We start from the raw sequence: 25,539 nt of genomic DNA, 5'->3' as shown, positions 1-25,539 counted from the left end.
ACCTATAGATATCGAAAAAAGATGAGTCAGAAAGTAGTAAAGATTCCTGCAAATAAAATTGCCGAACAACCCAAAGCGGTTTTGTCGGTAAACAAGTGGAAGTTTATGGTTTGGCTCTTTATCATTACCATTATTATGTTGTTTGCATCGCAAACAAGTGCATATCTGGTAAGAAGAGCAGAAGGTAACTGGGTTGAGTTTGAGATTCCTCAAATATTCTGGTTTAGCACTGTTGTTTTAGTTATCAGTAGTATATCAATGCATTTTGCCCTGAGGGCAGCTAAGGCTGATAAACAACCGACATTGAAGCTGGCAGTAGCGGTAACCTTCGGATTCGGAATTGCGTTCCTGGTTATGCAGTACCTGGGTTGGCAAAATCTGCAGCAGCAGGGTGTGTTTTTAAAGGGTAATCCTTCGGGTTCATTCTTTTACATTTTCACCGGCCTGCACATGGCGCACCTGGTTATTGGTCTGGGTATTCTGATAGCCACTTTTATTATGGCGTTCAGAACCAGGATTAACTCGAAAAATACTTTATTGGTAGAGGTTTGCGCTACTTCGTGGCATTTCCTTGACCTACTATGGGTGTATTTATTTGTATTTTTATTGTATTTTAGATAAACATTTTACAATTTCAAGATTCAGGCTGGTTCCTAACCGACCGGTTTGATATTCAGAAACTATCAGCTATGGCAAGTGCAAATACCTCAACAACCGCTGAACATTTGATTTGGAAAGGTGGAACCCAACCTATGAAAGTTGGATATGGAAAACTGATGATGTGGGTTTTTCTCCTTTCAGATACGTTTACTTTTTCAGCGTTACTGGTTTCTTATGGTTTGGTACGATTTAGTTTTCCGACCTTTGAAGGATTAAGAAAAAACTTTGAATTCTCTACTACCTGGTGGCCAATACCAGAACGTGTATTTGAAGCCGTACCTTTTTTACATGGTATAGAGGCTCCACTTGTATTTGTGGGTATCATGACTTTTATTCTAATCATGAGCTCGGTAACGATGGTGTTGGCTGTTGAGGCAGGTCATCGTCGGGATAAAGCTGATGTTGAGAAATATATGTTATGGACTATCCTAGGTGGTATAGCTTTCTTAAGTTCTCAGGCATGGGAGTGGTCACACTTTATCCATGGTACAGAAGAGGGCTTAACACTGGCAAACGGAACTAAGATTTTTGGTGCTAACCTTGTTCAAAACCAATATGGTCCTCCGGCATTTGCTGATTTCTTTTTCTTCATAACAGGGTTCCACGGCACTCACGTGTTGTCTGGTGTGGTGCTTAACGTGTTGGTTTTTTATAACACCGCTAATGGTGTATACGAGAAACGCGGACACTACGAGATGATCGAAAAAGTTGGCTTATACTGGCACTTTGTAGACCTTGTTTGGGTATTTGTATTTACTTTCTTCTACCTTGTGTAGTTGGCTTGGATATTGATTTCAGAAAATTCAATCTATAGATTGAGTAAACTTAAAATATTAGACAAAAAATGGCTCATCATTCAGAACCTCACGGAGAAAAACTTCCAGCGCAAACAAAAGAGATCTGGAAAACGTTTTGGATACTTTTAATCATTACTTCATTTGAGTTCGTAATTGCATTTTTAATTGATGCAGACCACTATAAATGGACAAAGATTGGAATCTTTGTGATTCTGACTATCGTCAAAGCCTATTATATTGTAGGTATCTTTATGCACTTAAAGCATGAAGTGAAGTCTTTGATATGGACAATCATCTTACCTTGTATCTTTGTGGTTTGGTTGATTATAGCGTTGATTGTGGAAGGTGGGTATATCGGTTTCGAACGTTTCATATTTCCAAAATGAGCAAAAATGCTATCAAAGCCGGAATACTAGTAGTGATACTGGTAGTTCCGGCTTTTATATTTATATTTCTGAAGTTGTTCGGAAATAATTATTACAAACTACCCTATTTTATGCCTGAAACGGACGATAGGGGAATAGTTTTGATGAAAGGTGCCGACACGGTTTTTCATCAGATACCTGCGTTTGAATTGACAGATCAGAATGGGCAGAAGTTTTCTTCTCAGCAAACCAAAGGCAAAATTTACGTTGCAGATTTTTTCTTTACCCGCTGCGGCACTATTTGTCCTAAACTGAGTTCGGCCATGCTTAGGGTACAGGATGTTTTTATGGACAACCCGGATGTATTGTTGATTTCTCACTCCGTAGACCCGAACCATGATACCCCTGAGGTATTGAAAGAATATGCAAAGAAATTTGATGCCAAAAACGGGAAATGGTTTTTTCTGACAGGCGAAAAAAAGGCAATTTATGATTTGGCTATTAAAGGTTATAAATTACCTGTGGCAGATGCGTCTGAGTATGATAAGAACATAAAAAATGTAGATGAGATGTTTATCCATTCAGAGAAGATAATGCTGATAGACAAGGATGGCTACATAAGAGGAATATATGATGGAACTTTTAATGCAGATATAGAACGTTTGCAGGCAGAAATAAAAGTTTTAGAAGAAATTTATAAAGATCAAAACAAATCTCGATAGAGGAAAATAAGCAGATGGAAGCGCAATTAGAAAGAAAATCCATGTTGTGGATAAACCTGTTGTCGGTGGTGATACCGGTAGCAGTAGCATTGTTGTTGGGGATTCCCCAAAAGATAGATTTTGGTGCCTGGACAAGTACTTTGCCTCATGTAATAGGGGTGATTAACTCTTTAACGGCTGTATTGTTATTGTATGGTTTCTACTTAATTAAGCAGGGGCAGATTGAACAGCATAAGCGTGTAATGACGGGTGCGTTTGCATTAGGTGCATTATTCCTTTTGTGTTATGTAGCTTATCATATTTCGAATCCGAGCACAAAGTTTGGCGGCGAAGGTACCATACGCTACATTTATTTCTTTGTGTTGATAAGCCATATAGGTTTGTCTTTTATAGTGTTGCCACTGGTTTTAAGAACGTATTATTTTTCGTGGAGTAATCAGATGGGCAAACATAAAAAGATTGCAAGAATTGCATTCCCTATCTGGTTATATGTTTCAATAACAGGTGTGATTGCTTATATTATGATCAGACCATATTATGTCTAAAAACATGAAAGCCTTGAAATTATTTGCGGTAACAGTTATTGTGTTTTTATTTAATTGCTCAATTTCAATGGCGCAATGTGCCATGTGCCGTGCCACCGTTGGTAGCAATTTAAGTGAAGGCAGAGGCGAAATAGGAACAGGTATTAATGACGGAATCTTGTATCTGCTTGTTATTACTTACCTTTCAGTACCTACTCTGATTTTTATCTGGTTTAGAGCTGCTAAAAAAGAAATGCGTCTGAAACTTAACGGCTAAGCCTTACCTTCATGCCTATATTACCGGAAAAGAATCTGCTACCTGTGTGGCAGATTCTTTTTTATTTCTACCTCTTGGGTTTCCTGATTCTTTAGTATCTTGCATTGGCTTGTATAGACAAGCAGCCCCCAATCTATCAACCTTAAAATAATTTAACCATGAGTAACAAACCTCATAGAATTGCTATGCTGGGCACCGGCCTTATTGGCTGGTTCTATACCAAATCTCTTCATGAGCATCGCAGACCTGACCGTGTACAAGTTGTTTATTCAAGAAGTGAAGAACGCGGCAAAGCTTTTGCCGAAGAGTGGGGGATACCTGAGTATACCACCAGCATGGAAGACGCCATCAAAGATGAGAACATCAACGTGGTAGTTGTAGGCTTACCTAATGACCTGCATTTTCAGGCTATTGAGCTTTGTTGTAAATATAAAAAGGCTGTGCTATGCACAAAGCCTCTGGCTCGTACAGGAGATGAAGCCCGAGCGATACTTGAAATGGTTGAGAAGGCAGGTATTTTTCATGGATATCTGGAAGACCTGGCCTATACCCCTAAAACCCTGCATGCCCTGCAGTCGGTGAAAAACGGCGTAATCGGCCGTGTAACATGGGCGCGCTCAAGAGAAGCGCATCCAGGGCCTCACTCAAGCTGGTTCTGGGACCTAAAGAAAGCCGGTGGCGGCGCAATTGTAGACCTGGGCTGCCATTGTATTGAAATTGCCCGCAACTACATAGGCAAAGACATAAGACCCGTTGAAGTGATGTGCTGGGCTGCCACACAGGTAAAACCCATAGAAGCAGAAGATAATGCCATTGCACTGGTAAAATATGCCAGTGGCGCTATTGCCCAGTTTGAAGTGAGCTGGTCGTTCAGGGGAGGCATGGATTTAAGAGACGAAGTGTCAGGCACGGAAGGGGTTATCAGAACAGACCATTTTATGCGTACCGGTTTTGAAATGTTTACGGCAGCGCAAGAGTCAAACTACGTGGCCGAAAAGGCAGAAAGTGCCTCAGGTTGGTTGTTTCCTGTTGGCGATGAGGTAAATTCATTGGGCTATACCCACATGTTTACGGATATGTTTGATAGCCTGGATAACGGAGGTACGCCAATGGAAAGTTTCTATGACGGCTACATAGTTAATGCGGTAATAGATGCCTGCTACAAATCGGCTAAAACTAAGAAGTGGGAGCCGGTAGAAATAATAGACTGGCGAGGTAGAACAGACGTAACGGAGCCGTCGCCGTTTGTAGATTTTGATGCAGACCACTGGCATATAAAGGATGAGTTTTTACCAGATGGCCGCAAGAAGGTAATTCTGAAAGAAAAGGCCACCGGAAATATCATTCAAAGGGTTTTGTAGTGAGGCAAGATCTACGAACAAAGGCTGCTTATATAGTTTATGAAATTTAACCACCCCTCCTTGAAAAAGGAGGGTGATTTTCAATGCAAATACTGTAGTTATAAACTCTTTACTTTTGTGCTTTTGTCCAGGCTGACCAATCACTTGCTGCTTCCAGTTGATTTTCAATGGTATCGGGCAGTTTGGTAAAAAAATCGAGTCCGGTTTTCTGCTCAATTTCGTCAATAGAAACTACGTAGGTGTTCATCTTTTTATTCAATTCGGCTGAATTGGGGAGCAGAAACCCGATGGCCCGTGGCTTTTGTGTGCTGCCTTTAGGGTAATACAACACAATTTTATAATAGTGTTTTGGTACAGAAACCGTATTATATCTACCAATGGTTTTCATGTTTTTGCTCAGCACAGGCCCTGTTACAATAAACAATTCTTTATCTCTTACAGCCCAGCTTCTGATACGGCTTTCGATGTTTTCCCATATTCCGCGATTCAATTCAGGCACTTGCGGACAGATGTTGCTCATAAAAAATGTTTCATTCATTAACTCCTGGCAGCATTTAAAATCTCCGGCAGGTACCATGTGGCCCCGGTCATAACCAGAGCCTGTATAATCGGCAGATAAAGCAGACGCCTCTTTTACTTTACCGTCTGGCACAAACTGGTTCTCACTTCTGTCGGCTTTACCCTTTGTAAACGTTCCACGCAGCTGATAGGCTACCCAGGCAGGTATTTCGTATTTTTCTTCATACCGCAGCGTGTAGTTTTTGTGCCTGATAATTTCATTGTTTTTCTGAATGGCAGGTAAAACGTAATCAGGTAAAGTAAGGTCTATCTGGTCGGGTTCATACGTTGGCTCATTGGTTGCAGAAAAGTTGTCTTCCTTTTTAAGGTTTTTTGATTTCGTGCCCGTTTGAGACGGTTGGCTGGCCGGTTCAGGCGCTTGATACGGATTTAACTGATTTTGATCAGAATCTTTGTTTTTAATGTAATGGCTGGCAGTTTGCCATATTTTGCCGAGAGGCCCGGGCTGGTCTTTATAAAAGAGAACAAAACCAACGGCAAAGAAAATAAGCAGCAGAATGATACGATTCGATTTCATGTACTAAGGAAAGGCTAAGGGTTTTTGATGCAAGTTTACAAACAAAACGAATGACAACAGGTATTTATGAGCGACTTTATAAGAAAGTGTTAGAAGCAGGCACTGAGGTGCTGCAGATATATATCGCAGAAGGCGTTGAAATTCATTTCTAACCATAGCAATTTTCAATTAATGATAAATGCTATTACATTTGTTGTTTCAAATCAAACCAAGCAATGAATAAAAAATTCCTCACGAATCTCGTTTTCTGTGGGTTATTGGCCGGTGCCGTTTCAGCACAGCAGGTAATTCCATTGAATAACATGGATGCATTCAGACCAACCAAAGGACAATGGAGTATTGTCGGTGCGGTGGAAGCAGACCTCACTAAACCTAATGATTTACATAAAAAAGATGCTGCAAACGGTGTAAATACAGGCATTTTATTATGCGAGCACCCTCAGGGAAAATATGGCATTGAAATGGACCTGCTCACCAGAATGGAACACGGAGACCTGGACCTTGATTTAGATTTCATGATGGCCAAGGGGTCAAACTCGGGCATCTATCTGCAGGGTCGTTACGAAATTCAGTTGTTTGACAGCTGGGGTAAAAAATTACCGAAATACAACGACCTGGGCGGAATTTACGAACGATGGGACGACTCAAAGCCAGAGGGCTCAAAAGGATATCAGGGTGTAGCGCCGCGTATCAACGTAGCCAAAGCGCCGGGTTTATGGCAAAATATTAAGATTTCTTTTCAAGCGCCAAGGTTTGATGCCTCTGGTAAGAAAATAGCCAACGCAAGAATTCTGTCAATATACCTGAACGGAATATTGATCCATGAGAATGTAGAGCTTACCGGCCAAACCAGAGGTGCATGGGAAGACAACGAAGTATCCATGGGGCCTCTTCGTTTTCAGGGCGACCACGGCAATGTGGCTATCAGAAACATTAAGTACAAAAGCTATAACCAGAAAGTGTTGAGTTTTAAAGACCTGAAATATGGTGTGTATAAAGGGAACTTCAGAACGATAGCCGACATAGAAAAAATAAAACCCGAATACAGCGGTGCCGGTAATATTCTGAACTGGGCGGTATCAAACGCTGAAAATGAATTTGCCGTAAAATATGCAGGTAAAATTGTAGTGCCTGATGCCGGAACATACACTTTTACTACTACGCATGGCGGTAATACAGAAATGAGTATTAACGGCCAGAAAGCATTTAAAAATGGGTGGAGGGCATCTGACCTGGAAGGAAGAAGCGTAACAGTAACATTGCCAGCCGGAGAAGTGCCGTTTGAGTTATATTACTGGAAAGCCGACGGCTGGTTACAGCCAATGCTGGGTTTATATGCCGAATCAGAAACGGTACGTAAGCATCCTTTGCATTCGGCTAATTCGGCAATGGTTAATAGTCCGTCGTCGCCTATATTGTTAGGTACAGCTGCCGAACCGGTATTGCTGCGCTCGTTTATGGATATTACTGAGGGTGGTAAAAACAAACGTATTGTGCATGCCATTTCGGTAGGTAACAAAGAAAGTGTACACTTTACTTATAATCTTGATAACGGTGCGTTGTTTCAGGCCTGGAAAGGAAATTACCTGAACACCACCCCGATGTGGCTTGACAGAGGCGATGGCAGCTCGAAACCTATGGGCAGTGTAATGCTTTTTGGCGATGCCCCCTTGCTGGCTGTTTTAGAATCGCAAGACAAACCCTGGGGATTGGCTGATGCGACTTTCCGTACCAAAGGATATGAACTCGATGAAAACGGACAGCCTACTTTTAAATATGAAATTTATGGCGCTAAGATATCAGACAAAATAGTGCCTGTAGAAGAAGGCAAAATGCTGAAACGCGATATTTCTGTTGCCGGTACAGTAAGCAACTTATACGCACGATTGGCAAGTGCAGAGGTTATCAGCAAGAAAGCTGACGGAACTTTCATTATAGGAGACAACGCCTATCTGATTAAAATAAATGAAGGAACTGCCAGCATCAGAACGGTAGGTGGCAAGCAGGAGTTGATGGCTCCGTTGGGTGAGAAAATCAGTTATTCGATTATTTGGTAAAACAGAGGCTTTAAAATTCTATAAGCATGAAGAAAATATTTAAAACAATCCTTTTTTCGGTGGCTATAATGTCTGCTGCATGGGCGCAGAATACCGCTGAAAATGAATATTACCGCATCATTACGCTTCCTGTGCCAGAAAACATGCTGCTTGAAGTGGGCGGTATTACTACTTTGCCCAATGGAGACATAGCGCTTGCAACACGCAGAGGAGATATCTGGGTAGTTAGCAACCCCTCAATGGCAGGTACGGCTATACCTTATTTTAAGAAATTTGCCAGTGGTTTACACGAGATTCTGGGTCTGGTTTACAGAAACGGAGCCTTTTATTGTGCACAAAGAGGTGAATTGACAAAACTGATTGACAAAAACGGTGATGGCAAAGCAGATGCATATGAAACCATAGCAACCTTGCCGATTTCAGGCCATTATCATGAATACAGCTACGGCCCTAAATTTTTACCGGATGGCTCAATGATTGTTACCGGCAACGTAGCTTTTGGTGATGAAGAATGGTGGAGAGGCGAAAGCCGAGTGCCCTGGAGAGGCTGGGCAGTAAGAATTACCGAAGACGGCAAAATTGAGCCTTATGCCACTGGTATGCGTTCTCCGTGTGGTATTGGTATGATTGACGGGGAGTTCTGGTATGGCGACAACCAGGGAGACTGGATGGGTTCTGGGTTTATTGCGCAGGTTAACAGAGGCGATTTTATGGGGCATCCGGCAGGTTTACGCTGGACAAGCGACCCGGCATCGCCGGTGAAGCTGACCGCAGAGCAATTGTTTGCCAAAGTGAACCCAAGGAGAGACAAAGATGCCAATGGCTATTACATAAAGCCCGAAAACATTGAAAACGAAAGAGGTGTGTATCTTTTTGAACTGAAAAAGGATATTCCAGAACTGAAAACACCAGCCGTGTGGTTGCCGCACGGTGTGCTGGGGATTTCTACCTCTGAAATACTGAAAGATGAAACCGCAGGGGGCTTCGGGCCATTTGCAGGGCAGCTTTTTGTTGGCGACCAGGGTAAGAGTAATATCTCAAGGGTGTTTATTGAAAAAGTAAACGGCGAATACCAGGGCGCTTCTTTTATGTTCCGTGAGGGCTTTCAGTCTGGTATTTTACGTATGACCTGGGGCAAAGACGGCTCATTATTTGTAGGCGAAACCAACCGTGGATGGGGTTCGGCCGGAAATACAACTGCCGGAGTAGAACGTCTTGTATGGACGGGCAAAACACCTTTTGAAATGAAAGCCGTAAGAGCCATGCCTGATGGTTTTGAAATTGAGTTTACCAAACCCGTAAACAAAGCTACAGCTGCCGATTTTAAAAATTATCAGGTACGCAGTTTTATTTACAAGTATCATCCGGTATATGGCAGCCCGACAGTAGGCGAGAAGTTTCTGAATGTAAAAGGTCTGAAAGTGTCAGAAGACGGAATGAAAGTAAGATTGTTGGTGGAAGGATTGAGAGACCATTTTATACATGAAATAAAAGCCGATGGTATAAAAGACGCTGAAAGCAAAGGTTTGCTACACAATACAGCGTTTTATACGCTTAATAATATTCCGGCTGGTGAAAAGCTGACAGGCCATTTGGTTCGCCCTGCTAATCTGCCAGTAACCGGAACACGCGTAAAAGCTGAAAAACTGGTAACACCTGACGACAGAACAGCCAAAACCCCTGCCAAAAAAGTGGTGCCGACTTATGAAGAAATAAAACCGTTATTGCAGAAACATACTTGTGTTGCCTGTCATCAAACAGATAAACGCCAGGTAGGCCCTGCCTTTAAAGACGTAGCCAAACGCAACTATTCAGATACCAAAATTGTGGGTTTAATTGCAAAGCCGAATCCTAAAAACTGGCCTGATTACGCTACCGAGATGCCTCCTATGCCACAGGTACCTAAAGAGGATGCCTTAAAGATTGCTGCCTGGATAAATTCACTGAAATAATAAAATCAGGACTTTAACCCCCCAAAAACCTGCCGGTAATCGGTAGGTTTTTGTTTTTTTAGCAAGCGGAAAGAACGGTTGAAATTAGAAAGATTATGAAAGCCGCAGTCGAAAGCAATCTGCTGTATGCTCTTTTTGTTTTCGATCAGCATACGGCAGGCATAGCCAATGCGTACCTCGGTGAGCAACTGTATGTAGGTTTTTTGAGTACGGTTCTTAAAATAGCGGCAAAAATTAGGTACCGACATATTGGCTATTGTGGCAGCTTCTTCAATCAGAATTTTACGATTAAAATGTGAAAGCGTAAATTCATAAATCCGGTTGATGGTATCGGCACCGAAACGATGGTAAGACTCAACAAAACCTTCACTGCTCAGGAAATCGAGTTCATCAGAATTGGCTATAAGCTCAAGCATCTGCAGCAAAAGGCTGATGCGCTGCACACCATTCTGGTTTTCAACCAATTGAGACAACAAGGCCAATACCTGCGCTTTGGTGATGCCTGAAATCTTTAAGCCCCGCTTCGATTTTTCGATAAGCCGGTTGATGTTTTCCATTTCTTTCAGGTGCAGGAAATCCTTACCGAAACAATCGGGTAAAAACTGCACCACCATTGCGACGGCTTTCAGGCCTGAGCTGTCGGCATAGTAACCCACATCGTTTCGCCATACATGGGGTAGGTAGGCACCCAGCAAAACCATATCGCCCTCTTCAAATTCCTCAATGCTGTCGCCCACAAAACGGGTACCCTTACTTTCTATAATATAGGTGAGCTCAAGCTCGGGATGAAAATGCCATTTGTCGTACAGAACAGGTAGTTTGTCCTTACGGGAAACGAATGAATAATCTGCCGAAATATTAACTTTACGAAGTACTGCCTGCACTGGTTATTGATATAATGTTAACATTATGCGCCTGAAGCTGTAAAGTTGATAATATTTCATCAAAAGTGTATAACATTTCATAAAAAAAACAAAAGAATGAATTGTATTTTTGTAAGATATTATTTAATTCACAAATTAGTATATGCAACATAAAGTTCTGAAAGTAAATCCTTCTGATAATGTGATAGTAGCGCTTCGGAATCTGGAAGCGGGAGAGCGTATAGATTTTGAGGGAGAAAATTACGTATTACCACGTTCTATAGCAGCCAAGCACAAATTTGTAACGGAGGATTTAAACGCAGGAGACCACGTAACCATGTATGGAGTGTTGGTTGGGAAAGCTACACAGCCTATTAAACGTGGAGAACAGATAACTACTTTTAACCTGAAGCATGAGTCGGAAGAGTACTCTGTAAATAAAAGAGTGCCTCAGACAGACTGGCAGGCTCCTGATGTGTCGAAGTGGAAAGACCGAACTTTTATGGGCTACCATCGTTCAGACGGACAGGTGGGTACTGCCAATTACTGGCTGGTAGTACCGTTGGTATTCTGCGAAAACCGCAATATACTAAAACTGAAAGAAGCGTTTGACAAGGCGCTGGGTTATGCTTTTCCGGATATTTATCTGCGCCAGGTAGAAGATTTGGTGCATCTGCATCAGAAAGGGGATTCTTCCAGCGTTGATAGCTATAATCAGAACATAAACGGGGCTTCCGGAGCAGGTAACCGTTTATTCCCGAATCTGGATGGCATCAAGTTTTTGACACATGAGTCGGGCTGTGGTGAAAACAACCAGGATTCTGAAATACTGGCTGCTCTTTTTGCTGCTTACGCCAATAATGCTAACGTAACCGGTATAACTGTATTGAGCCTGGGTTGTCAGAAAACCCAGTTTACCGATTTGATGGACGAAATCAAAAAACGCAACCCTGATTTTGATAAACCTGTGCTGTTATTTGAACAACAGGCGTACGGCACAGAGTTCGACATGATGTCGGCAGCAATTAAAGAGACATTCAAAGGCTTAATTGAAGCCAATAAGCTGACGCGCGAGCCAGCCCCGCTTACCAAACTGAATATTGGTTTGAAATGTGGCGGTTCAGATGGCTTCTCGGGTATATCGGCCAATCCGGTGCTGGGTCATTTGTCTGACCTCGTGGTGGCTATGGGCGGTACAACCTATCTGGCCGAATTCCCTGAACTGTGTGGTGTAGAGCAGGAGCTGATCAACCGCTGCATAACCACAGAAAAAGCCGAGAAGTTTGAATACCTGATGCGCGACTATGCTGCAAAAGCAGAAGCCGTTGGCGCAGGTTTTGACATGAACCCGTCGGCTGGCAATATAAAAGACGGCTTGATTACCGATGCCATCAAGTCGGCAGGGGCTGCCAAAAAAGGAGGAACTGCTCCAATTGTTGATGTATTGAATTATACAGAACTTGCAAAAGAGCCGGGCTTACATCTGGTTTGTACACCTGGTAACGACGTACTTGCCACCACAGGTAAGGCGGCCTCTGGCGCTACAATCATATTGTTTACAACTGGTTTAGGTACACCAACGGGTAATCCGGTTTGTCCGGTTGTAAAGGTTTCAACCAATACCCAATTGGCACAAAAGATGTCTGATATAATTGATTTTGATTGTGGCGAAATCATAACCGGTGAAAAAACCATTGAGCAGACCGCTGAAGCATTACTTGAATATTGCATTGGCCTTGCCAGCGGCGCCTATCAGACAAAGGCCCAGCAGCTGGGTCAGGACGATTTCATGCCCTGGAAAAGAGGGGTGAATTTGTAACTTGAATTTTTGTAAATACAGATAAAAAATTTTGATTATGAGAATATTTCGTTTTGGTGAGTTTGAGCAGGAAAAACCAGGTGTTGAGCTGGTAGATGGCACCCGGATTGATGTTTCAGCGTTTGAAGAAGACTATACCGAGAAGTTTTTCGGTACTGATGGGTTGGCGCGCCTGGCCGCATGGGTAGAAGCCAATGCCGACAGCTGCCCGAAAGTACCTGCTGATGTGCGTATAGGCTCTTGTATTGCGCGCCCTTCAAAAATTGTTTGTATTGGTCTTAACTATGCCAAGCATGCTGAAGAGACAAATGCACCGATTCCGAAAGAACCCATTATTTTCTTTAAATCTACCACCGCGCTTTGCGGCCCCTACGATAATGTGATTATTCCGAAAAACTCGGTAAAAACAGACTGGGAGGTTGAACTGGCGGTTGTTATTGGTAAAAAGGCTTCGTACGTTTCTGAAGAAGAAGCATTAGACTACGTGGCCGGTTATGCTTTGCACAACGATTACTCTGAAAGAGAGTTTCAGATAGAAAGAGGCGGACAATGGGTAAAAGGCAAAAGTGCAGACACTTTTGCTCCACTGGGGCCTTTCCTCGCTACTAAAGATGAAATAGAAAATCCACACAACTTACCATTATGGCTGACAGTGAACGGAGAAAAACTACAAAACTCCAGCACTGACGACATGATTTTTAAAATTCCGTTCCTGATTCATTACCTGAGCCAGTTCATGACTTTACTACCGGGCGATGTTATTTCAACCGGTACACCTTTCGGGGTGGGTCTGGGCTTTAAACCACCACGTTATCTGAAAGCCGGCGACGTGGTTGAACTGGGAATTGATGGACTGGGAACCCAAAAACAAGTAGCAGTAGACTATTCAAAAAACTGAATCAAATGAATCTCGATTTAAAAGATAAAGTAATCATAGTAACCGGTGGCGCCAAGGGAATTGGCGAAGGCATTGTGAAGGTTCTGGCCAATGAAGGAGCAATACCTGTAATTATTGGCCGTAATGAAGCCGATAATCAGAAAACGCTGGATGCCATTGGCGGTAATGGTTTTCAGGTTGGTGCTGAACTGAACGAACCCGAAGCATGTAAAAATGCCGTAGCACAGGTGATAACCAAGTTTGGCCGCATTGACGGGCTGGTAAATAATGCAGGTGTAAACGATGGCGTGAATCTGGAAAACGGCAGCTATGAAGCCTTTATGGCATCAATACACAAAAATCTGGTGCATTATTATCTGATTGCCCACTATGCCCTGCCAGAGTTGAAGAAAAGCAAAGGTAGCATTGTGAATATCGGCTCAAAAACCGGAGAGACCGGGCAGGGAGGTACTTCTGCCTATGCGGCTGCCAATGGAGGACGCAACGCCCTTACCCGTGAATGGGCCGTTGAGTTGCTGAAATATGGTATCAGGGTGAACTCGGTGATTGTGGCAGAGTGCTACACACCATTGTATGAAAAGTGGATAAAGACCCTGCCAAACCCGGAAGAGACTTTGCAGAAAATTACTGAGAAAATACCTTTAGGGAATCGTATGACCACCGCCGAGGAAATTGCCAACATGGTGGTATTTCTGTTATCGGAGCGGTCGAGCCATACTACGGGTCAGTTGATTCATGTAGATGGGGGTTATGTACATTTAGACAGAGCCCTGATATAATATGAAAAGATTTTGCCTGGCACTTGATTTGAAAGATGACCCGGCGCTGATAGCCGAATATGAGGTATATCATGAACGGATTTGGCCGGAAATAGCAGCGAGTATAAGAGAGGCGGGAATTATGGACATGGAAATTTACCGCATCAGTAACCGCCTGTTTATGATTATGGAAACAAAGGATGATTTCTCTTTTGAACGGAAAGCCGAAATGGATGCCGCTAATGCCAAAGTGCAGGAATGGGAAACCCTGATGTGGAGGTATCAGCAGGCACTGCCTGTTGCAAAGCCGGGTGAAAAGTGGATTTTTACTGATAAAATCTTCGATTTGAAACTACAGTAATCTATACCTATATTATATCTATAACAGCCATTTGAAAAATTGGCTGTTATTTTTTTATTTGCATGTGCTGTTTCATAAAAACACTACGAACATGAGACTTAACCTGATACTTTTACTGGCTTTTACCTTTTTGCTGGGAGCCACTTCATGGAAAAAACCGGATGCTGTATCATCCCCTAACATTGTGCTGATTTTTATGGATGATATGGGTTATGGAGACTTGACCAGCACCGGAGCCTTGGATTACCAGACACCCAATCTGGATAAATTAGGAATGGAGGGTATCCGTTTTACCAATTTTCTGGCAGCGCAGGCGGTTTGCAGCGCATCCAGAGCAGCATTGCTGACAGGCTGCTACCCGAACAGGATAGGTATAGCCGGAGCTTTGGATCCTTCCCAGAAAATCGGGCTTCATACCGATGAAGTAACCATTGCCGAAATGCTGAAACAAAAGGGCTATGCCACTGGTATTTTCGGTAAATGGCATTTGGGGCATCATAAACAATTTTTGCCGTTGCAGCAGGGTTTTGATGAGTATCTGGGTATTCCGTATTCTAACGATATGTGGCCGGTTGATTATGACGGTAAACCTATAGCTAATGAAAACGATTACAGAAAGCAAACCTACCCAGCTTTACCTTTAATAGAAAACAATGATACCAAGGAAACCATCAATGACCTGGCCGGGCAAGACAAACTGACTACTCTGTATACCGAAAGAGCAGTTGGATTTATTAAGAAAAACCGCAACAAGCCTTTCTTTTTGTATTTGCCCCACTCTATGACCCACGTTCCGCTAGGGGTATCTGCCAGGTTTAAAGGTAAAAGCAAACAGGGTATGTATGGCGATGTGATGATGGAAATTGACTGGTCGGTAGGGCAAATCATGAAAACCCTGAAAGAAAATGGTCTGGATAAAAACACTTTGGTGATATTTACGAGCGACAATGGCCCATGGATTAACTTCGGAAACCATGCCGGGTCGACGGGGGGATTCAGAGAAGGGAAAGGTACTGTTTTTGAAGGAGGGCAACGCGTACCCTGCCTGATGCGCTGGAAAGGTACCATTTCTAAAGGTTTAATCTGTAATCAATTGACGTCTACACTTGATATTTTTCCGACGTTGGCGAGAATTTGTGGTACTAAGTTGCCGAACCGGAAGATTGATGGTGTCGAGATTTTATCTTTAATGAAAGGTAATGTTACTGAAAGTCCCCGCAAATACTTCTATTATTATTATGCATATAATGAGTTAAGAGCCGTACGACGAGACAACTGGAAACTGATGTTGCCACACCAGTTTGAACGTTCTTATGAGGGTGTTTTGCCGGGTAATAACGGCTTTGCAGGCAAGTATGGAAACATTACGGTTCAGATGGCATTATATGACCTGAGACGCGATGCAGGTGAGGAATACGATGTGAAATTGCAGCACCCCGAAATTGTGGCCGAGTTGCTAAAGGTTGCTGATGTGGCACGCGAAGATTTAGGCGATGCCTTGCAGAAAAAAGAAGGCAAAAATGTAAGGCCAGTTGGAGTTTTGAAAGAGTAGATAAAAAGCCCTGAACCTTCATGCGTACTAGTGATAACTCAGGGCTTAATATATAGATGAATAAAGATTTTTCAGGGGCTTTGTAGCACTATTTTTCTTGGTGTACCTCACATCTTCTGAATACAATAAACTGCTTTATGCCTTAAAATCACTTTTCATTTCCCACGATTCCGCATATTTTTTAAGATCTGCCCATACTTCTTCCCAGGGTATATTATTTAATAGGCACTCTCCAATGATTGTGCCATCAGCCCTTTTTGAAACGTAAACCTTCAACCAATTGATTTTGTCTGAGCTTAGCCTGTTTTTTATTTTGTCTTTCACAATTTCAAAAAAGGACTCATTTTGATTTTGGTCAATCCACTCTCCTTGTAACCTTACATTTCCCAATGTGGTATGCCATAATACTTCTTTACCTTCATCAGCGATTACTGAAAAGTTAAATTCTGGATTATGGCGGTTTGAAAGGCTCGCAATAATTGGTAAAAATGTAGTGTTAATGTAATTATCTAAAACTGAAGAGACTTTGTCTTTTATATTGGTACCGACACCGACAATATTTTCTTCAATTCCATCCGGGAAATACGCGTGATGAATTGTCAGAATCATCAGTTGCATAACATTTGGGTGATTGTTAGGATTGTCAATTATAACTGTAGCAATTTCAAGTTCGGAATTAAAAATTATTGCCAGATAATTGGGATGGACGTTAACCTCAAAGCCTAATGCTTTAATTCTGTTGCTTAAGGTTTCAAGTAAGTATGAGTTGTTATCGGTTGATGATGTCTCTTGTACTTCCGGTTTTTTGTTGTTCGATGGTTTCTTTTTAAAAAAGTTAAATAGTCCTATTTGTTGTGTTTATGAATTTAAGTTTGAATTTACAGTAAAATTTATTTTTGTTTTAGGCACAATCTAAATATTCTTGAATTGATTGCTAAAGTTGAGTTTTTTCGAAGTTTATAAAAAAATGAGCCACTGATTTACAGCGGCTCAAGTCGTCCTACCTGTACAATTTTCGAACTTATTTATAGATGATTTAAAGCGGCTGGCAAGCATAGCGGTTTAAAACCCTAAGTTTGTCACCGCTTTTTTTATATTTCAATTAGAATAATTAAATGGAAAAGCTAACCTGTGCGACAGCCAAAAAAATTGATATGGTAGACTACTTGATTTCCCTTGGACACCTGCCCCAGCAGGTAACCAATGGAAGCGATTATTGGTATCGCTCACCCCTTCGGGAAGAGCTTACAGCTTCTTTTAAAGTTAACAGGAAATTAAATGTATACTATGATCATGGTACCGGAAAAGGAGGTGACCTGATTGATTTCGGCAAAGCTTATTTCGGATGTACAATCAGTGAGCTGTTGGGAAAGTTATCTACTAGTAGCCTACAACCTTTCCTTTATCAACCTTCAATCAATGCTGGTGAAAAGAAAGAAAATCAAGAAAGCAAAATCGTGATTGCAGAAAGCAGGGTCTTGTCCGACGCTGAATTGCTGGCATATTTAAATACCCGAAAAATCCCTTTGGATATTGCCAGACAATACTGCCATGAGGTTGATTTTTTACTCTATGGCAAGAAACAAACGGCTATCGGTTTTCGAAATAATTCCGGTGGCTATGAACTCAGAAATGAAGGGTTTAAAGGTAGCAGCTCACCTAAAGATTTAACTCTAATTACTGATAAAAAGACAGAGGCCCTAGCAGTATTCGAGGGCTTTTTCGACTTCCTTTCCTTTCAGTTGATTAACCGAAACAAGGCAGCACCTTTGTCAAATTATCTGGTGTTAAACTCACTGTCTCTGCTTGAAAAAAGCAGGGACCTGATGGAAGGATATCAACACATTCACTTGTTTTTGGATAGGGATAAGGCCGGGGTAGAGGCGACACTAAAAGTGCTGGAATGGGAAAATGGAAGACGGGATAAATTTATCGACTACAGTAATTTTTACAGTGGCTTTCAGGACTTGAACGATTGGCTTAAAAGCTGTAAGCCCGAGATACGACAATCTTATAAACATGGAAAGTCTTTATGAAATTTTTGTGTCTGAAGAGATATAGTATGTCTGGAGTGATATAGCCAGCTATGTTTTGGTAAAACCAAAACGCTGGCTCATCTCATGCTACCGCATTCGGTGAGAGATTTTTTTCATGCTATTGCATTCAAAAATAAAGAGGAGGAAGATGATGGAGGAGCAGAATGTAATTACAAAGAACAAGGGCGGCAGACCTAAAAAGGCCATCAAAAGAGACCAGCTAATGGCAATTAAATGCACGAAGTACGAACGTAAGGTAATTGAAGCCAAGGCCAAGAGTGCTAATCTTTCCGTTTCGGAATACCTGCGGGAAATCGGGCTGACTGGGAAAATTGACAAACGAAATAAGGCGTTGCCAAAAGAAGTTTTGAACCTTAATGCTGCGCTCAATCACATGGGTGCCAACCTGAACCAGATCGCTAAAAAGCGGAATGGAACAGATGAATTAAGCCCGTTAGAGCGGGCAGAATTAAAATTGCAATCGGGGCAGTTAAAAGAAATCGCAGTACAGATTAAAAGCTATTTACAATGATAGGGCATGTATCAATTGGCTCATCTTTTTATCACTGTATCAGCTACTGTCTGGAAGATAAAAAGGAACTGTCTGAGCAGCGAAAACAAGAGCTTTCTATGCAGGATCATTTGCAGCACAGGGGACGCGCAGAAGTATTGGAATACAATAAGTGCTTTGGCGACAAACATGAACTGACCCAACAGTTTAAGGACGTTCAGAAACTAAGCAAGCGGGTTGAGAAACCAGTACTGCATTTATCCCTGCGGCTAGCACCTGATGAAACGCTGAACAAAGACCAGCTTATTGAAATGGGTAGAGCTTGCGCCGCAGCATTTGGCGTGGCAGGAAATCAGTATATCTGTGTGTTACATAAGGACACCAAAGAGCAGCATATCCATATTGCAGCTAACCGTGTAGGATTTAGCGGTAAGGTTGCTAGCGATAGTAACAGCTATAAGCGCATGGCCAGCCTCTGCCGGAGTTTGGAGAAGCAATATAACCTGCAACCAGTATTAAGTCCCAGGGCTTTTCTGTCACAGAAAGACAGACTATTACCACGCCACGACCAGCGCAAAGAACGATTAAAGGCAGAGATCCGACAGACCTTAGAGAAAGTAAACCACTATTCCGCATTTGAAAAACAGATGCAGGCATTGGGCTATAAGGTTATCAAAGGCAGGGGCATTTCCTTTATAGATGATAAAAAGGTGAAAATAAAAGGTAGTGAGATTGGCTTTTCGCTGGCAAAACTTGAGAGGATTTTAAGCGTTAAGCAGCAATTGGAAATGAACAAAGCCAAGCAGCATATACAGCCGGAAGGTAATAGATCATCCATCGTCTACGCGAAGGCACCAGCACAAGATTATAAGTGGGAGATACAGGAATCTTTTGAAGTGATTGAAAAGCAGCTTTCCAGTATATTGTATCAGTTGCTGAAACCAGAGGAAGGAACGGATTATATTAATCCTGAACTTATCAAAGAAGCTAAGAAAAAAGGTAGAAGGAGAAGGGTACAAATAAGTAATTATTAAAACGCATGGTTATGGATACTACAGATAAATACGAACAAATCGAAAAAGAAACATTGGGATTGGTGCTGGAAGAATTTACCCAGGAACAAAAAACCACCAATCAAACCATGAACGACCTGATCGCGGCTGTCAACACCATCGGCAGCAAGCTTGATGATTTTAAGAGAGAACTGGACAATCCAAAATCCGTTTCGGTAACAGTCAACACTGAGTCTATCCGGCAAATCGTATGTAAGGGTTTAACCGATGTAAAACTAATGATCGGCACACAGCCGAAAAGTATTGTCAGAAAATTTCAGATACTGCTATTTCCTGAGCAGGATGCCAAGCTGTTCTACAAGGTTATTTTCGGCCGTTGGTTTTTGTGGCTGGTTATTATGCTGTTCCTGACCAATTTTTATAAGTGGGGTATCCATTACAGCGACAATCAAAAAGAAATTAAAATGCAGATGATTGAAAATGACAGAATAAAAAAGTCTTGGGACTATCTATATAACAATAACGGCAAAGAAGTGAAAAAACTGATGGAGAAGGCATATATCAATTCAGAACAGGCTGAAGGAAATAGGCAAACCATCTCCAAATGATATTTTATAGCTGAATAGTTAGGTTTAAGCTGACTATTCAGCTACTAGAAGTAATGAATGAATCAAAAAGTATTCACGAGCAAGCGGAATATTGATATTCTTATTAAAGGGACACCCTATAGCTTTTTGTAATTTTGTAAAATTAAACGTAGGACACATGATTATAAGTCAATCTGTCATAACAGACATCAAGGCCATCATTCTTAATGCGCAAGAAAAAGCCATTCGTTCAGTGGATCACGAACGTACTATGATGTATTGGTTGATCGGACAGCGTATTTTTGAAGAAGAACAGCAAGGGAAAGACCGTGCGGATTATGGCAACTATCTGACCAAATTTGTAGCTGAACAATTGGAACCAGAATACGGAAGCGGTTTTTCTAAACGTCAGATAGAGCTTTTTCGGCAGTTTTATCGCACATTTCCAATTGCGAACGCACTGCGTTCGCAATTGGGCTGGACACATTACAAAATGCTCATACGGCTTGGAAGTCAAGACCAAAGAGAATTTTATATTGCAGAAGCCATAAAGAATAATTGGACTACCCGCCAACTAGAACGCCAAATCCATAGTAGCTTATGGGAGCGCTTATTATTAAGTAATGACAGAGAAAGTGTACTGGCCGTGGCGCGAAATGAAAAACAGCCATCAGATGCGAAGGAAATCATCAAAGACCCCATGTATCTTGAATTTTTAGGATTACACAGGGAAGCGTCCTACTATGAAAAAGACTTAGAACAAGCGATTATTACACACTTGCACGACTTTTTGCTGGAGTTAGGTAACGGATTCGCTTTTGTGGCCAGGCAAAAACGGTTGCACATTGAAGGCGATGAGTTCTTTATAGATCTTGTATTCTACAACAGGCTTCTACAATGCTTTGTAATCATTGAGATAAAAACCACAAAGTTTACACATCAGGATATAGGACAATTACAGATGTACGTAAATTATTACGACCGTTATGAAAAGAAAGAGTTTGAAAACCCCACCATAGGTATCTTACTTTGTGCCGAAAAAAACAATGCTGTAGTCAAGATTTCTCTACCGGAAAATAATAAAACCATCATTGCCAGCGAATACAAATTGTACTTACCTACAGAACAGCAATTAATCGAAGAAATCAAGAAAGAGATTGAAAAAAGAGAAAATGACATTAACTTTTAATTTGTAATAAAGGCCATCCAATAAATAATCTATTGGATGGCCTTAAATTAAATACTCCTACTTAAATCTATCAACCTATTTCAGGACGAGACACTCATACCTAAATTATTTACCTTATTTTAGGATAAGACAACTAGGGTATTATAGTTACTTCTCCGAACCGTCATAATTATAATCTTCTAAAATCCAATCTAATACAATTTCTTGAACCCAGTCAAGAAAGTTATTATGTGTTACCTCTGGAGAATCTTCTTTTGTGTATTCATAATTTGAGACCCAAAATACTATAGGGAAATCTCCATTTTCTAGTTGATTTACTGTATCAAGACAATAAAAATTGCCACGTCCATCAGGCGAGAATGGTACAAGATATGAGTATTGAGGCATTCTAACTTCAAAGTGTTCGCGATAATAAATGTTTTCAATGGCGTTCACTTTGTCTTTATCAAAACCATATACTTCTGTACCCATTAAACTAAATCCATTAATTCTTTTAACGAATTGTTTAAAGTCAAGAGGTAATGTTAAATTACGCTGCTGCTCAAAATCTTCAATTCTATTGTCATCAATAGTACTGCCTATTTCTAGGATATCATCTGAAAATTTGAGTAATTCTTTGATTAAATTTTCCATAGTACTACTTTTTAGGGTATTGCTGTTTCCAGTACTCTCTTTTTGCTTTATCAAATTCTTTTCGGTCAACTTGACTTGGCTTATTTTTATTAGGGTGATTTAATGCATCATTTCCTTTACCTCTATGGTCTTCCCAATGCATTTCTTTAAATGGTCCCTCACGTTTTTGTCCTTCATGGTGAATTTCTACCGGAGTGTCATCTTTTTTAAATGTTGGGGCATTACCATGCTTTTTTGGTGGGTTTAATAATTCTCTGTTTATCTTATTAGCATCGTCTATATCAATTTTTAAAGCGGATTTAGTTGACTCAATCGCATCAGAAATCTTATCAATACCCTTAGCTATTTTACCCGTTTTTGCTAAGTCTCCAACAAATGGGACCGCCGCACCCATAACGCTTGCTCCAGCACCGAAGTAGTCACCACTTTTGGCAGAAAGATAAGCCCCAAATGCATCTAAAGTTGGGGTAGGATCAAAAACTCCACCAATGTCTACTACAGCTTGTAAAACATCATTTCCAGATAGTGTGTAGTTTCCACCAAAATCAATTCCTAAACCGCTCGCATTGACTTTTAAATCTATCAGGTCCGTTTTAACTGTAACACTTGAATTGTTCGCTCCTAATAATGTTATGTCAAAAGGCGCTGCACCATTAGGATCCACAAATCTAATTGGGTTATTTAGACTAAAAGCATAAGATGATGAGAATGACATCTTCTCCGCCAACTCATCCACCCCATCAAACCGCCCTATACTCGCATTATAAGTTCTTGCGCCAAAGCTAATTCTTCGCAAGTTAAACGTACTTTCCTTTTCTTTATTTTGATATTCAAATTTATTTTGAAAAGAATTCACTGCACCTACGTCTTTTAACACAATCCCCCATGGGTCAAAAGAAGTTTCTGATGTCTTGGTTAATGCGCTGCCGTTCGCTTTATAAGCTATGCGGGTATTACCCAGGTGGTCGTTAATAAAATACTCATAAGCCCATGCACCGCTTTCATAATTCGCCCTGCCCTCAGGTGTTGTTAGCTGATAAAAAGCGCCGTTCTTGAAAACCATACCATCCAGATACTCCCAATATTCTCCGGTAGAATAGCTGGTTTTGTATAGTCTGCCTTCGCCGTCGTAGAAGTTTTTTATCCATCTACTGCCACTCAACTGAATTTCTATAGGCTGATTGGCATAGGTGCTATAAATAATGTCGGTGATGTCCTCATTCTTATCAGCTTTTAATGCACCGTTGGCATAATAGGTGTAGTCATCAGTTCCAGAGTTGCGGTTCACAAAATCTACGTCATAATTACCCGATACGGCATCTTCCACTTTCATTAGGCGGTTACCTGAGTAGGTATAAGTCAGGTTATCCATTAACCCATAGCTACTACTGCCCAGTTTACCATTTCGCTGCATACTGGTAATGTTCCCGTTTCTGTCTTAGTTAATGGTTGGTAAAGAAAAGTTCTCCGAGCCTATTCCGGAATAAGTAGCTGACTTTAAGCGCGAGATATTATCATAAGTAAAAGTATAGCTACGCAAACCCGAAGGTGCATTGTTATTGCTGGCCTGCCAAGATTGCTTACCGATGTTGCCGTCATAAATAAAGGCAGTTTCGTAATCCAATCTATAGCTGAACAAGTCTCCCTGACTGGCATTGGGAACAGGGTTGCCTGAGCCATCCAGATTAATACCTCTTAGCTGCCCTCTTAAATGGTAAGTATAATCGGTAGTTTGTAAACCACTGATAGCAGTACCATTGGCGGTATAAGACCCTGTAGCTCGTATTTTAGCCTGTTTCAAGCGTCCGGCCTCGTCATATTCCGACCTTCTCACTTCAGCCACCGCAGTGTTGATGCCATGCGATACTTTGGTTTGTTTATATTTGCAATAATAATCTGTATTCTAGTAGTAGCATTACAAAGTCTATCCTAAGAATTAAATGTAGAAGAGGATTAGAAGCAAATAATCCCTCTAAAAGGCGAAAAAAGCAGTAGTAAATATTCGATTACTACTGCTTGATAAACTAATTTTAACAATTATTAATCCTGTATCTATTTCTTAAGGCTATTCACGAAAAACAGCTCACATGAGGATTCACCTATCATTTGTGCAGTTTTCTTAGCTCTTTCTCGTGTAATAGCTCTCACGCCTGTTATCTTTTTTTCTTCAATTGATTTTATTAATTTCTCAGAAGAATAGCATTTTGATGATAACAAACTAAATCTCCAGAGATCCAATTCTTTGTTGAAACTCTCATTAAGAAATAACTTAGTTGCGGCTAAAGCAGTACCTGTATTATAAAAAATGTTCATATATTCTTCATATGTACTTACTCGTAATTCATCTTCTTTTAGATTAAGATATTTTGTATGAAAGCTCCTATCAAACTCTGAATTTGCAAAATCTATTGTTTGCTCCCCTGTTTCTTTTTGAAAATAAAAATACCAGTATTCGCTAACTTCATTAATCTCCTTGCTTTTTTTATCAGGCTGATTAAAAGAGACTTGATAAAAATTATGAGGAGGCAGTTTGAATTGTTCCAACAATTCCCTGAATTTTGAAGAAACAATAAATCCATGAAGTAAAGAACTAAGATAGATTAAATCAGTATGTTTGGCATTTTTGTGCATAGGTAGTCCTCTTAAATCTAAGCTAAAATCTGGTTGAATACCCGTGCGAAATCTATTGTCTTTTCTATCATTGGGCCACATAAAATCTTTAATTTGCTTATTTTTAGCCCAAAAAGTATCATCAAACCATGCCTGTCCAGTGCCAGTTCTAATACCTGTTACCTTAGGCTCACCTCCATCTGTTGTGAAAATATAATATTCTACTTCCATTTATTTAAGAGTTTTAATATAATCATTCAAATGTAATGAGCTATTGTGAGCATTTTGAATTATGCCCTCCATTTTTTGAACAACTTGATTGATATGCTGAATTGTCAATTTTTTGTCAATTGTTCTGTCTGCTAACTCTGTAAGTTCTTTTGCCACATATTCACTATATGCAGGATGATTTCCATGAAACCCTTTATTTAAGGGTATTAAATTTCCTATATTATCAATGTCGAAATTTTTGAGTTGGTTAAAAATTTCAGAATGTTCTTTATAAACAGCTTTTGGTATTATATGGTGGATTTGAGAACCAGCTGGTTGTAACTTTCTTAATACTAAAGGTATAGAAGCTTTAATTACCTTCATTTTTACAATATTACTAACCACTTTAGTAGTCACGGCAGCTATTTTGGCACCTTTGAAAAGATAACCCGCTACGGGAATTGAAGTGCCTAAATTTATTAATGCAGAACCGTAATTTCCTCTAGCTACATCTATACCTGCGTTGGCAATCCCAGTAACAGTTTGTACTCCTGGTATCCAACCAACAACATCAAGAGTTCTTTGTATGTTATTGAGCGTACGTTCATTATTATTACGTTCCCCTCTTATTACAATTTCTGGTAGAACCGTTCCATCATCAATACCATCTCCATTAACATCGGCCAAC

Annotated in this window: 27 protein-coding genes; 19 read left to right on the top strand and 8 right to left on the bottom strand. The window is 40.8% G+C overall.

Features of this window, described 5'->3' with window-relative positions; all coding sequences use genetic code 11:
- Positions 1 to 21 precede the first annotated feature (21 nt).
- The 7 genes from C0V77_RS00185 (at position 22) to C0V77_RS00155 (ending at position 4,706) form a co-directional block, all read left to right on the top strand.
- Complete coding sequence (locus tag C0V77_RS00185) at positions 22 to 621, top strand: cytochrome c oxidase subunit 3 (RefSeq protein ID WP_101724297.1); 600 nt, start codon at positions 22 to 24, stop codon at positions 619 to 621.
- Between the two features lie 68 nt (positions 622 to 689).
- Positions 690 to 1,436: a cytochrome c oxidase subunit 3 gene (locus C0V77_RS00180; protein ID WP_101724296.1), complete on the top strand. Its 747-nt coding sequence runs from the start codon at positions 690 to 692 to the stop codon at positions 1,434 to 1,436.
- A 68-nt stretch (positions 1,437 to 1,504) separates the two neighbouring features.
- Entirely contained in the window at positions 1,505 to 1,843 is a 339-nt protein-coding gene (locus C0V77_RS00175) for a cytochrome C oxidase subunit IV family protein (protein ID WP_101724295.1), read from the top strand.
- On the top strand, positions 1,840 to 2,544 hold the full coding sequence (locus C0V77_RS00170) for an SCO family protein (RefSeq protein WP_101724294.1): 705 nt from the start codon (positions 1,840 to 1,842) through the stop codon (positions 2,542 to 2,544). Before C0V77_RS00175 ends, C0V77_RS00170 begins: the two co-directional genes overlap by 4 nt.
- A 14-nt stretch (positions 2,545 to 2,558) precedes the next feature.
- Positions 2,559 to 3,089 carry a DUF420 domain-containing protein gene (locus C0V77_RS00165; protein ID WP_101724293.1) on the top strand — a complete coding sequence of 177 codons (531 nt, stop codon included), beginning with the start codon at positions 2,559 to 2,561 and terminating at the stop codon, positions 3,087 to 3,089.
- A gap of 4 nt (positions 3,090 to 3,093) precedes the next feature.
- On the top strand, positions 3,094 to 3,345 hold the full coding sequence (locus tag C0V77_RS00160; RefSeq protein WP_101724997.1) for a hypothetical protein: 252 nt from the start codon (positions 3,094 to 3,096) through the stop codon (positions 3,343 to 3,345).
- A gap of 158 nt (positions 3,346 to 3,503) precedes the next feature.
- The gene (locus C0V77_RS00155) at positions 3,504 to 4,706 is read left to right on the top strand and encodes a Gfo/Idh/MocA family protein (protein ID WP_101724292.1); all 1,203 of its coding nucleotides are present in this window, start codon (positions 3,504 to 3,506) and stop codon (positions 4,704 to 4,706) included.
- A 109-nt stretch (positions 4,707 to 4,815) separates the two neighbouring features.
- Here the strand turns inward: C0V77_RS00155 and C0V77_RS00150 are convergent, their stop codons facing one another.
- Positions 4,816 to 5,802, bottom strand: coding sequence for a DNA/RNA non-specific endonuclease (locus tag C0V77_RS00150; RefSeq protein WP_101724291.1), 987 nt, complete (start codon positions 5,800 to 5,802; stop codon positions 4,816 to 4,818).
- A gap of 215 nt (positions 5,803 to 6,017) precedes the next feature.
- On the opposite strand from C0V77_RS00150, the gene C0V77_RS00145 reads away from it, so the two are divergent.
- Together C0V77_RS00145 and C0V77_RS00140 are read left to right on the top strand one after the other, a co-directional pair.
- A complete protein-coding gene (locus C0V77_RS00145) occupies positions 6,018 to 7,859 on the top strand; it encodes a family 16 glycoside hydrolase (protein WP_101724290.1) in 1,842 nt (613 codons plus the stop codon).
- A 26-nt stretch (positions 7,860 to 7,885) separates the two neighbouring features.
- A complete protein-coding gene (locus C0V77_RS00140) occupies positions 7,886 to 9,811 on the top strand; it encodes a c-type cytochrome (protein ID WP_101724289.1) in 1,926 nt (641 codons plus the stop codon).
- A 5-nt stretch (positions 9,812 to 9,816) separates the two neighbouring features.
- Here the strand turns inward: C0V77_RS00140 and C0V77_RS00135 are convergent, their stop codons facing one another.
- Positions 9,817 to 10,695 (bottom strand): AraC family transcriptional regulator, encoded by an 879-nt coding sequence (locus C0V77_RS00135; RefSeq protein WP_101724288.1) that lies wholly within the window; start codon positions 10,693 to 10,695, stop codon positions 9,817 to 9,819.
- Between the two features lie 142 nt (positions 10,696 to 10,837).
- Between C0V77_RS00135 and C0V77_RS00130 the strand changes: the two genes are divergently transcribed.
- The 5 genes from C0V77_RS00130 to C0V77_RS00110 all read left to right on the top strand — a co-directional run bounded on the left by C0V77_RS00130 (position 10,838) and on the right by C0V77_RS00110 (position 16,062).
- Positions 10,838 to 12,493 carry a UxaA family hydrolase gene (locus C0V77_RS00130; protein ID WP_101724287.1) on the top strand — a complete coding sequence of 552 codons (1,656 nt, stop codon included), beginning with the start codon at positions 10,838 to 10,840 and terminating at the stop codon, positions 12,491 to 12,493.
- Between the two features lie 37 nt (positions 12,494 to 12,530).
- Positions 12,531 to 13,391 carry a fumarylacetoacetate hydrolase family protein gene (locus C0V77_RS00125; RefSeq protein ID WP_101724286.1) on the top strand — a complete coding sequence of 287 codons (861 nt, stop codon included), beginning with the start codon at positions 12,531 to 12,533 and terminating at the stop codon, positions 13,389 to 13,391.
- Positions 13,392 to 13,396: 5 nt separating this feature from the next.
- Positions 13,397 to 14,170, top strand: coding sequence for an SDR family oxidoreductase (locus C0V77_RS00120; RefSeq protein ID WP_101724285.1), 774 nt, complete (start codon positions 13,397 to 13,399; stop codon positions 14,168 to 14,170).
- 1 nt (position 14,171) lies between these two features.
- Positions 14,172 to 14,510, top strand: coding sequence for an L-rhamnose mutarotase (locus tag C0V77_RS00115; protein ID WP_101724284.1), 339 nt, complete (start codon positions 14,172 to 14,174; stop codon positions 14,508 to 14,510).
- A 91-nt stretch (positions 14,511 to 14,601) separates the two neighbouring features.
- Positions 14,602 to 16,062, top strand: a complete 1,461-nt coding sequence (locus tag C0V77_RS00110; RefSeq protein WP_101724283.1) for a sulfatase — start codon at positions 14,602 to 14,604, stop codon at positions 16,060 to 16,062.
- 135 nt (positions 16,063 to 16,197) lie between these two features.
- On the opposite strand, the gene C0V77_RS00105 is transcribed toward C0V77_RS00110, so the two are convergent.
- The gene (locus C0V77_RS00105) at positions 16,198 to 16,710 is read right to left on the bottom strand and encodes a DUF6348 family protein (protein ID WP_310587011.1); all 513 of its coding nucleotides are present in this window, start codon (positions 16,708 to 16,710) and stop codon (positions 16,198 to 16,200) included.
- A 467-nt stretch (positions 16,711 to 17,177) separates the two neighbouring features.
- Here C0V77_RS00105 and C0V77_RS00100 point away from each other — a divergent pair, with 467 nt between their 5' ends.
- The 5 genes from C0V77_RS00100 (at position 17,178) to C0V77_RS00080 (ending at position 21,398) form a co-directional block, all read left to right on the top strand.
- Positions 17,178 to 18,098, top strand: coding sequence for a toprim domain-containing protein (locus C0V77_RS00100; RefSeq protein ID WP_101724281.1), 921 nt, complete (start codon positions 17,178 to 17,180; stop codon positions 18,096 to 18,098).
- A gap of 151 nt (positions 18,099 to 18,249) precedes the next feature.
- Positions 18,250 to 18,630, top strand: coding sequence for a plasmid mobilization protein (locus C0V77_RS00095; RefSeq protein WP_101724996.1), 381 nt, complete (start codon positions 18,250 to 18,252; stop codon positions 18,628 to 18,630).
- A complete protein-coding gene (locus C0V77_RS00090; protein WP_101724280.1) occupies positions 18,627 to 19,643 on the top strand; it encodes a relaxase/mobilization nuclease domain-containing protein in 1,017 nt (338 codons plus the stop codon). The genes C0V77_RS00095 and C0V77_RS00090 overlap by 4 nt, the downstream gene beginning before the upstream one ends.
- Before the next feature lie 11 nt (positions 19,644 to 19,654).
- Positions 19,655 to 20,230, top strand: a complete 576-nt coding sequence (locus tag C0V77_RS00085) for a hypothetical protein (protein ID WP_101724279.1) — start codon at positions 19,655 to 19,657, stop codon at positions 20,228 to 20,230.
- A gap of 157 nt (positions 20,231 to 20,387) precedes the next feature.
- Positions 20,388 to 21,398: a YhcG family protein gene (locus C0V77_RS00080; RefSeq protein WP_101724278.1), complete on the top strand. Its 1,011-nt coding sequence runs from the start codon at positions 20,388 to 20,390 to the stop codon at positions 21,396 to 21,398.
- 147 nt (positions 21,399 to 21,545) lie between these two features.
- On the opposite strand, the gene C0V77_RS00075 is transcribed toward C0V77_RS00080, so the two are convergent.
- The 5 genes from C0V77_RS00075 to C0V77_RS23535 form a co-directional block, all read right to left on the bottom strand.
- Entirely contained in the window at positions 21,546 to 22,031 is a 486-nt protein-coding gene (locus C0V77_RS00075) for an SMI1/KNR4 family protein (protein WP_101724277.1), read from the bottom strand.
- A 4-nt stretch (positions 22,032 to 22,035) separates the two neighbouring features.
- The gene (locus C0V77_RS00070; RefSeq protein ID WP_158237853.1) at positions 22,036 to 23,364 is read right to left on the bottom strand and encodes an HNH/ENDO VII family nuclease; all 1,329 of its coding nucleotides are present in this window, start codon (positions 23,362 to 23,364) and stop codon (positions 22,036 to 22,038) included.
- A gap of 105 nt (positions 23,365 to 23,469) precedes the next feature.
- Positions 23,470 to 23,865, bottom strand: a complete 396-nt coding sequence (locus tag C0V77_RS00065; protein WP_143705976.1) for a hypothetical protein — start codon at positions 23,863 to 23,865, stop codon at positions 23,470 to 23,472.
- A gap of 218 nt (positions 23,866 to 24,083) precedes the next feature.
- Positions 24,084 to 24,872: an imm11 family protein gene (locus tag C0V77_RS00060; protein ID WP_101724274.1), complete on the bottom strand. Its 789-nt coding sequence runs from the start codon at positions 24,870 to 24,872 to the stop codon at positions 24,084 to 24,086.
- Entirely contained in the window at positions 24,873 to 25,538 is a 666-nt protein-coding gene (locus tag C0V77_RS23535; protein ID WP_409012772.1) for an AHH domain-containing protein, read from the bottom strand. It abuts the gene before it with no gap.
- Position 25,539: the final 1 nt, after the last annotated feature.

Source organism: Emticicia sp. TH156, from assembly GCF_002855535.1.
Classification (GTDB): Bacteria; Bacteroidota; Bacteroidia; order Cytophagales; family Spirosomataceae; genus Emticicia; species Emticicia fluvialis.
The sequence above is the reverse complement of the archived record's forward strand: the minus strand, read 5'-3'. Positions and strand labels throughout refer to the sequence as shown.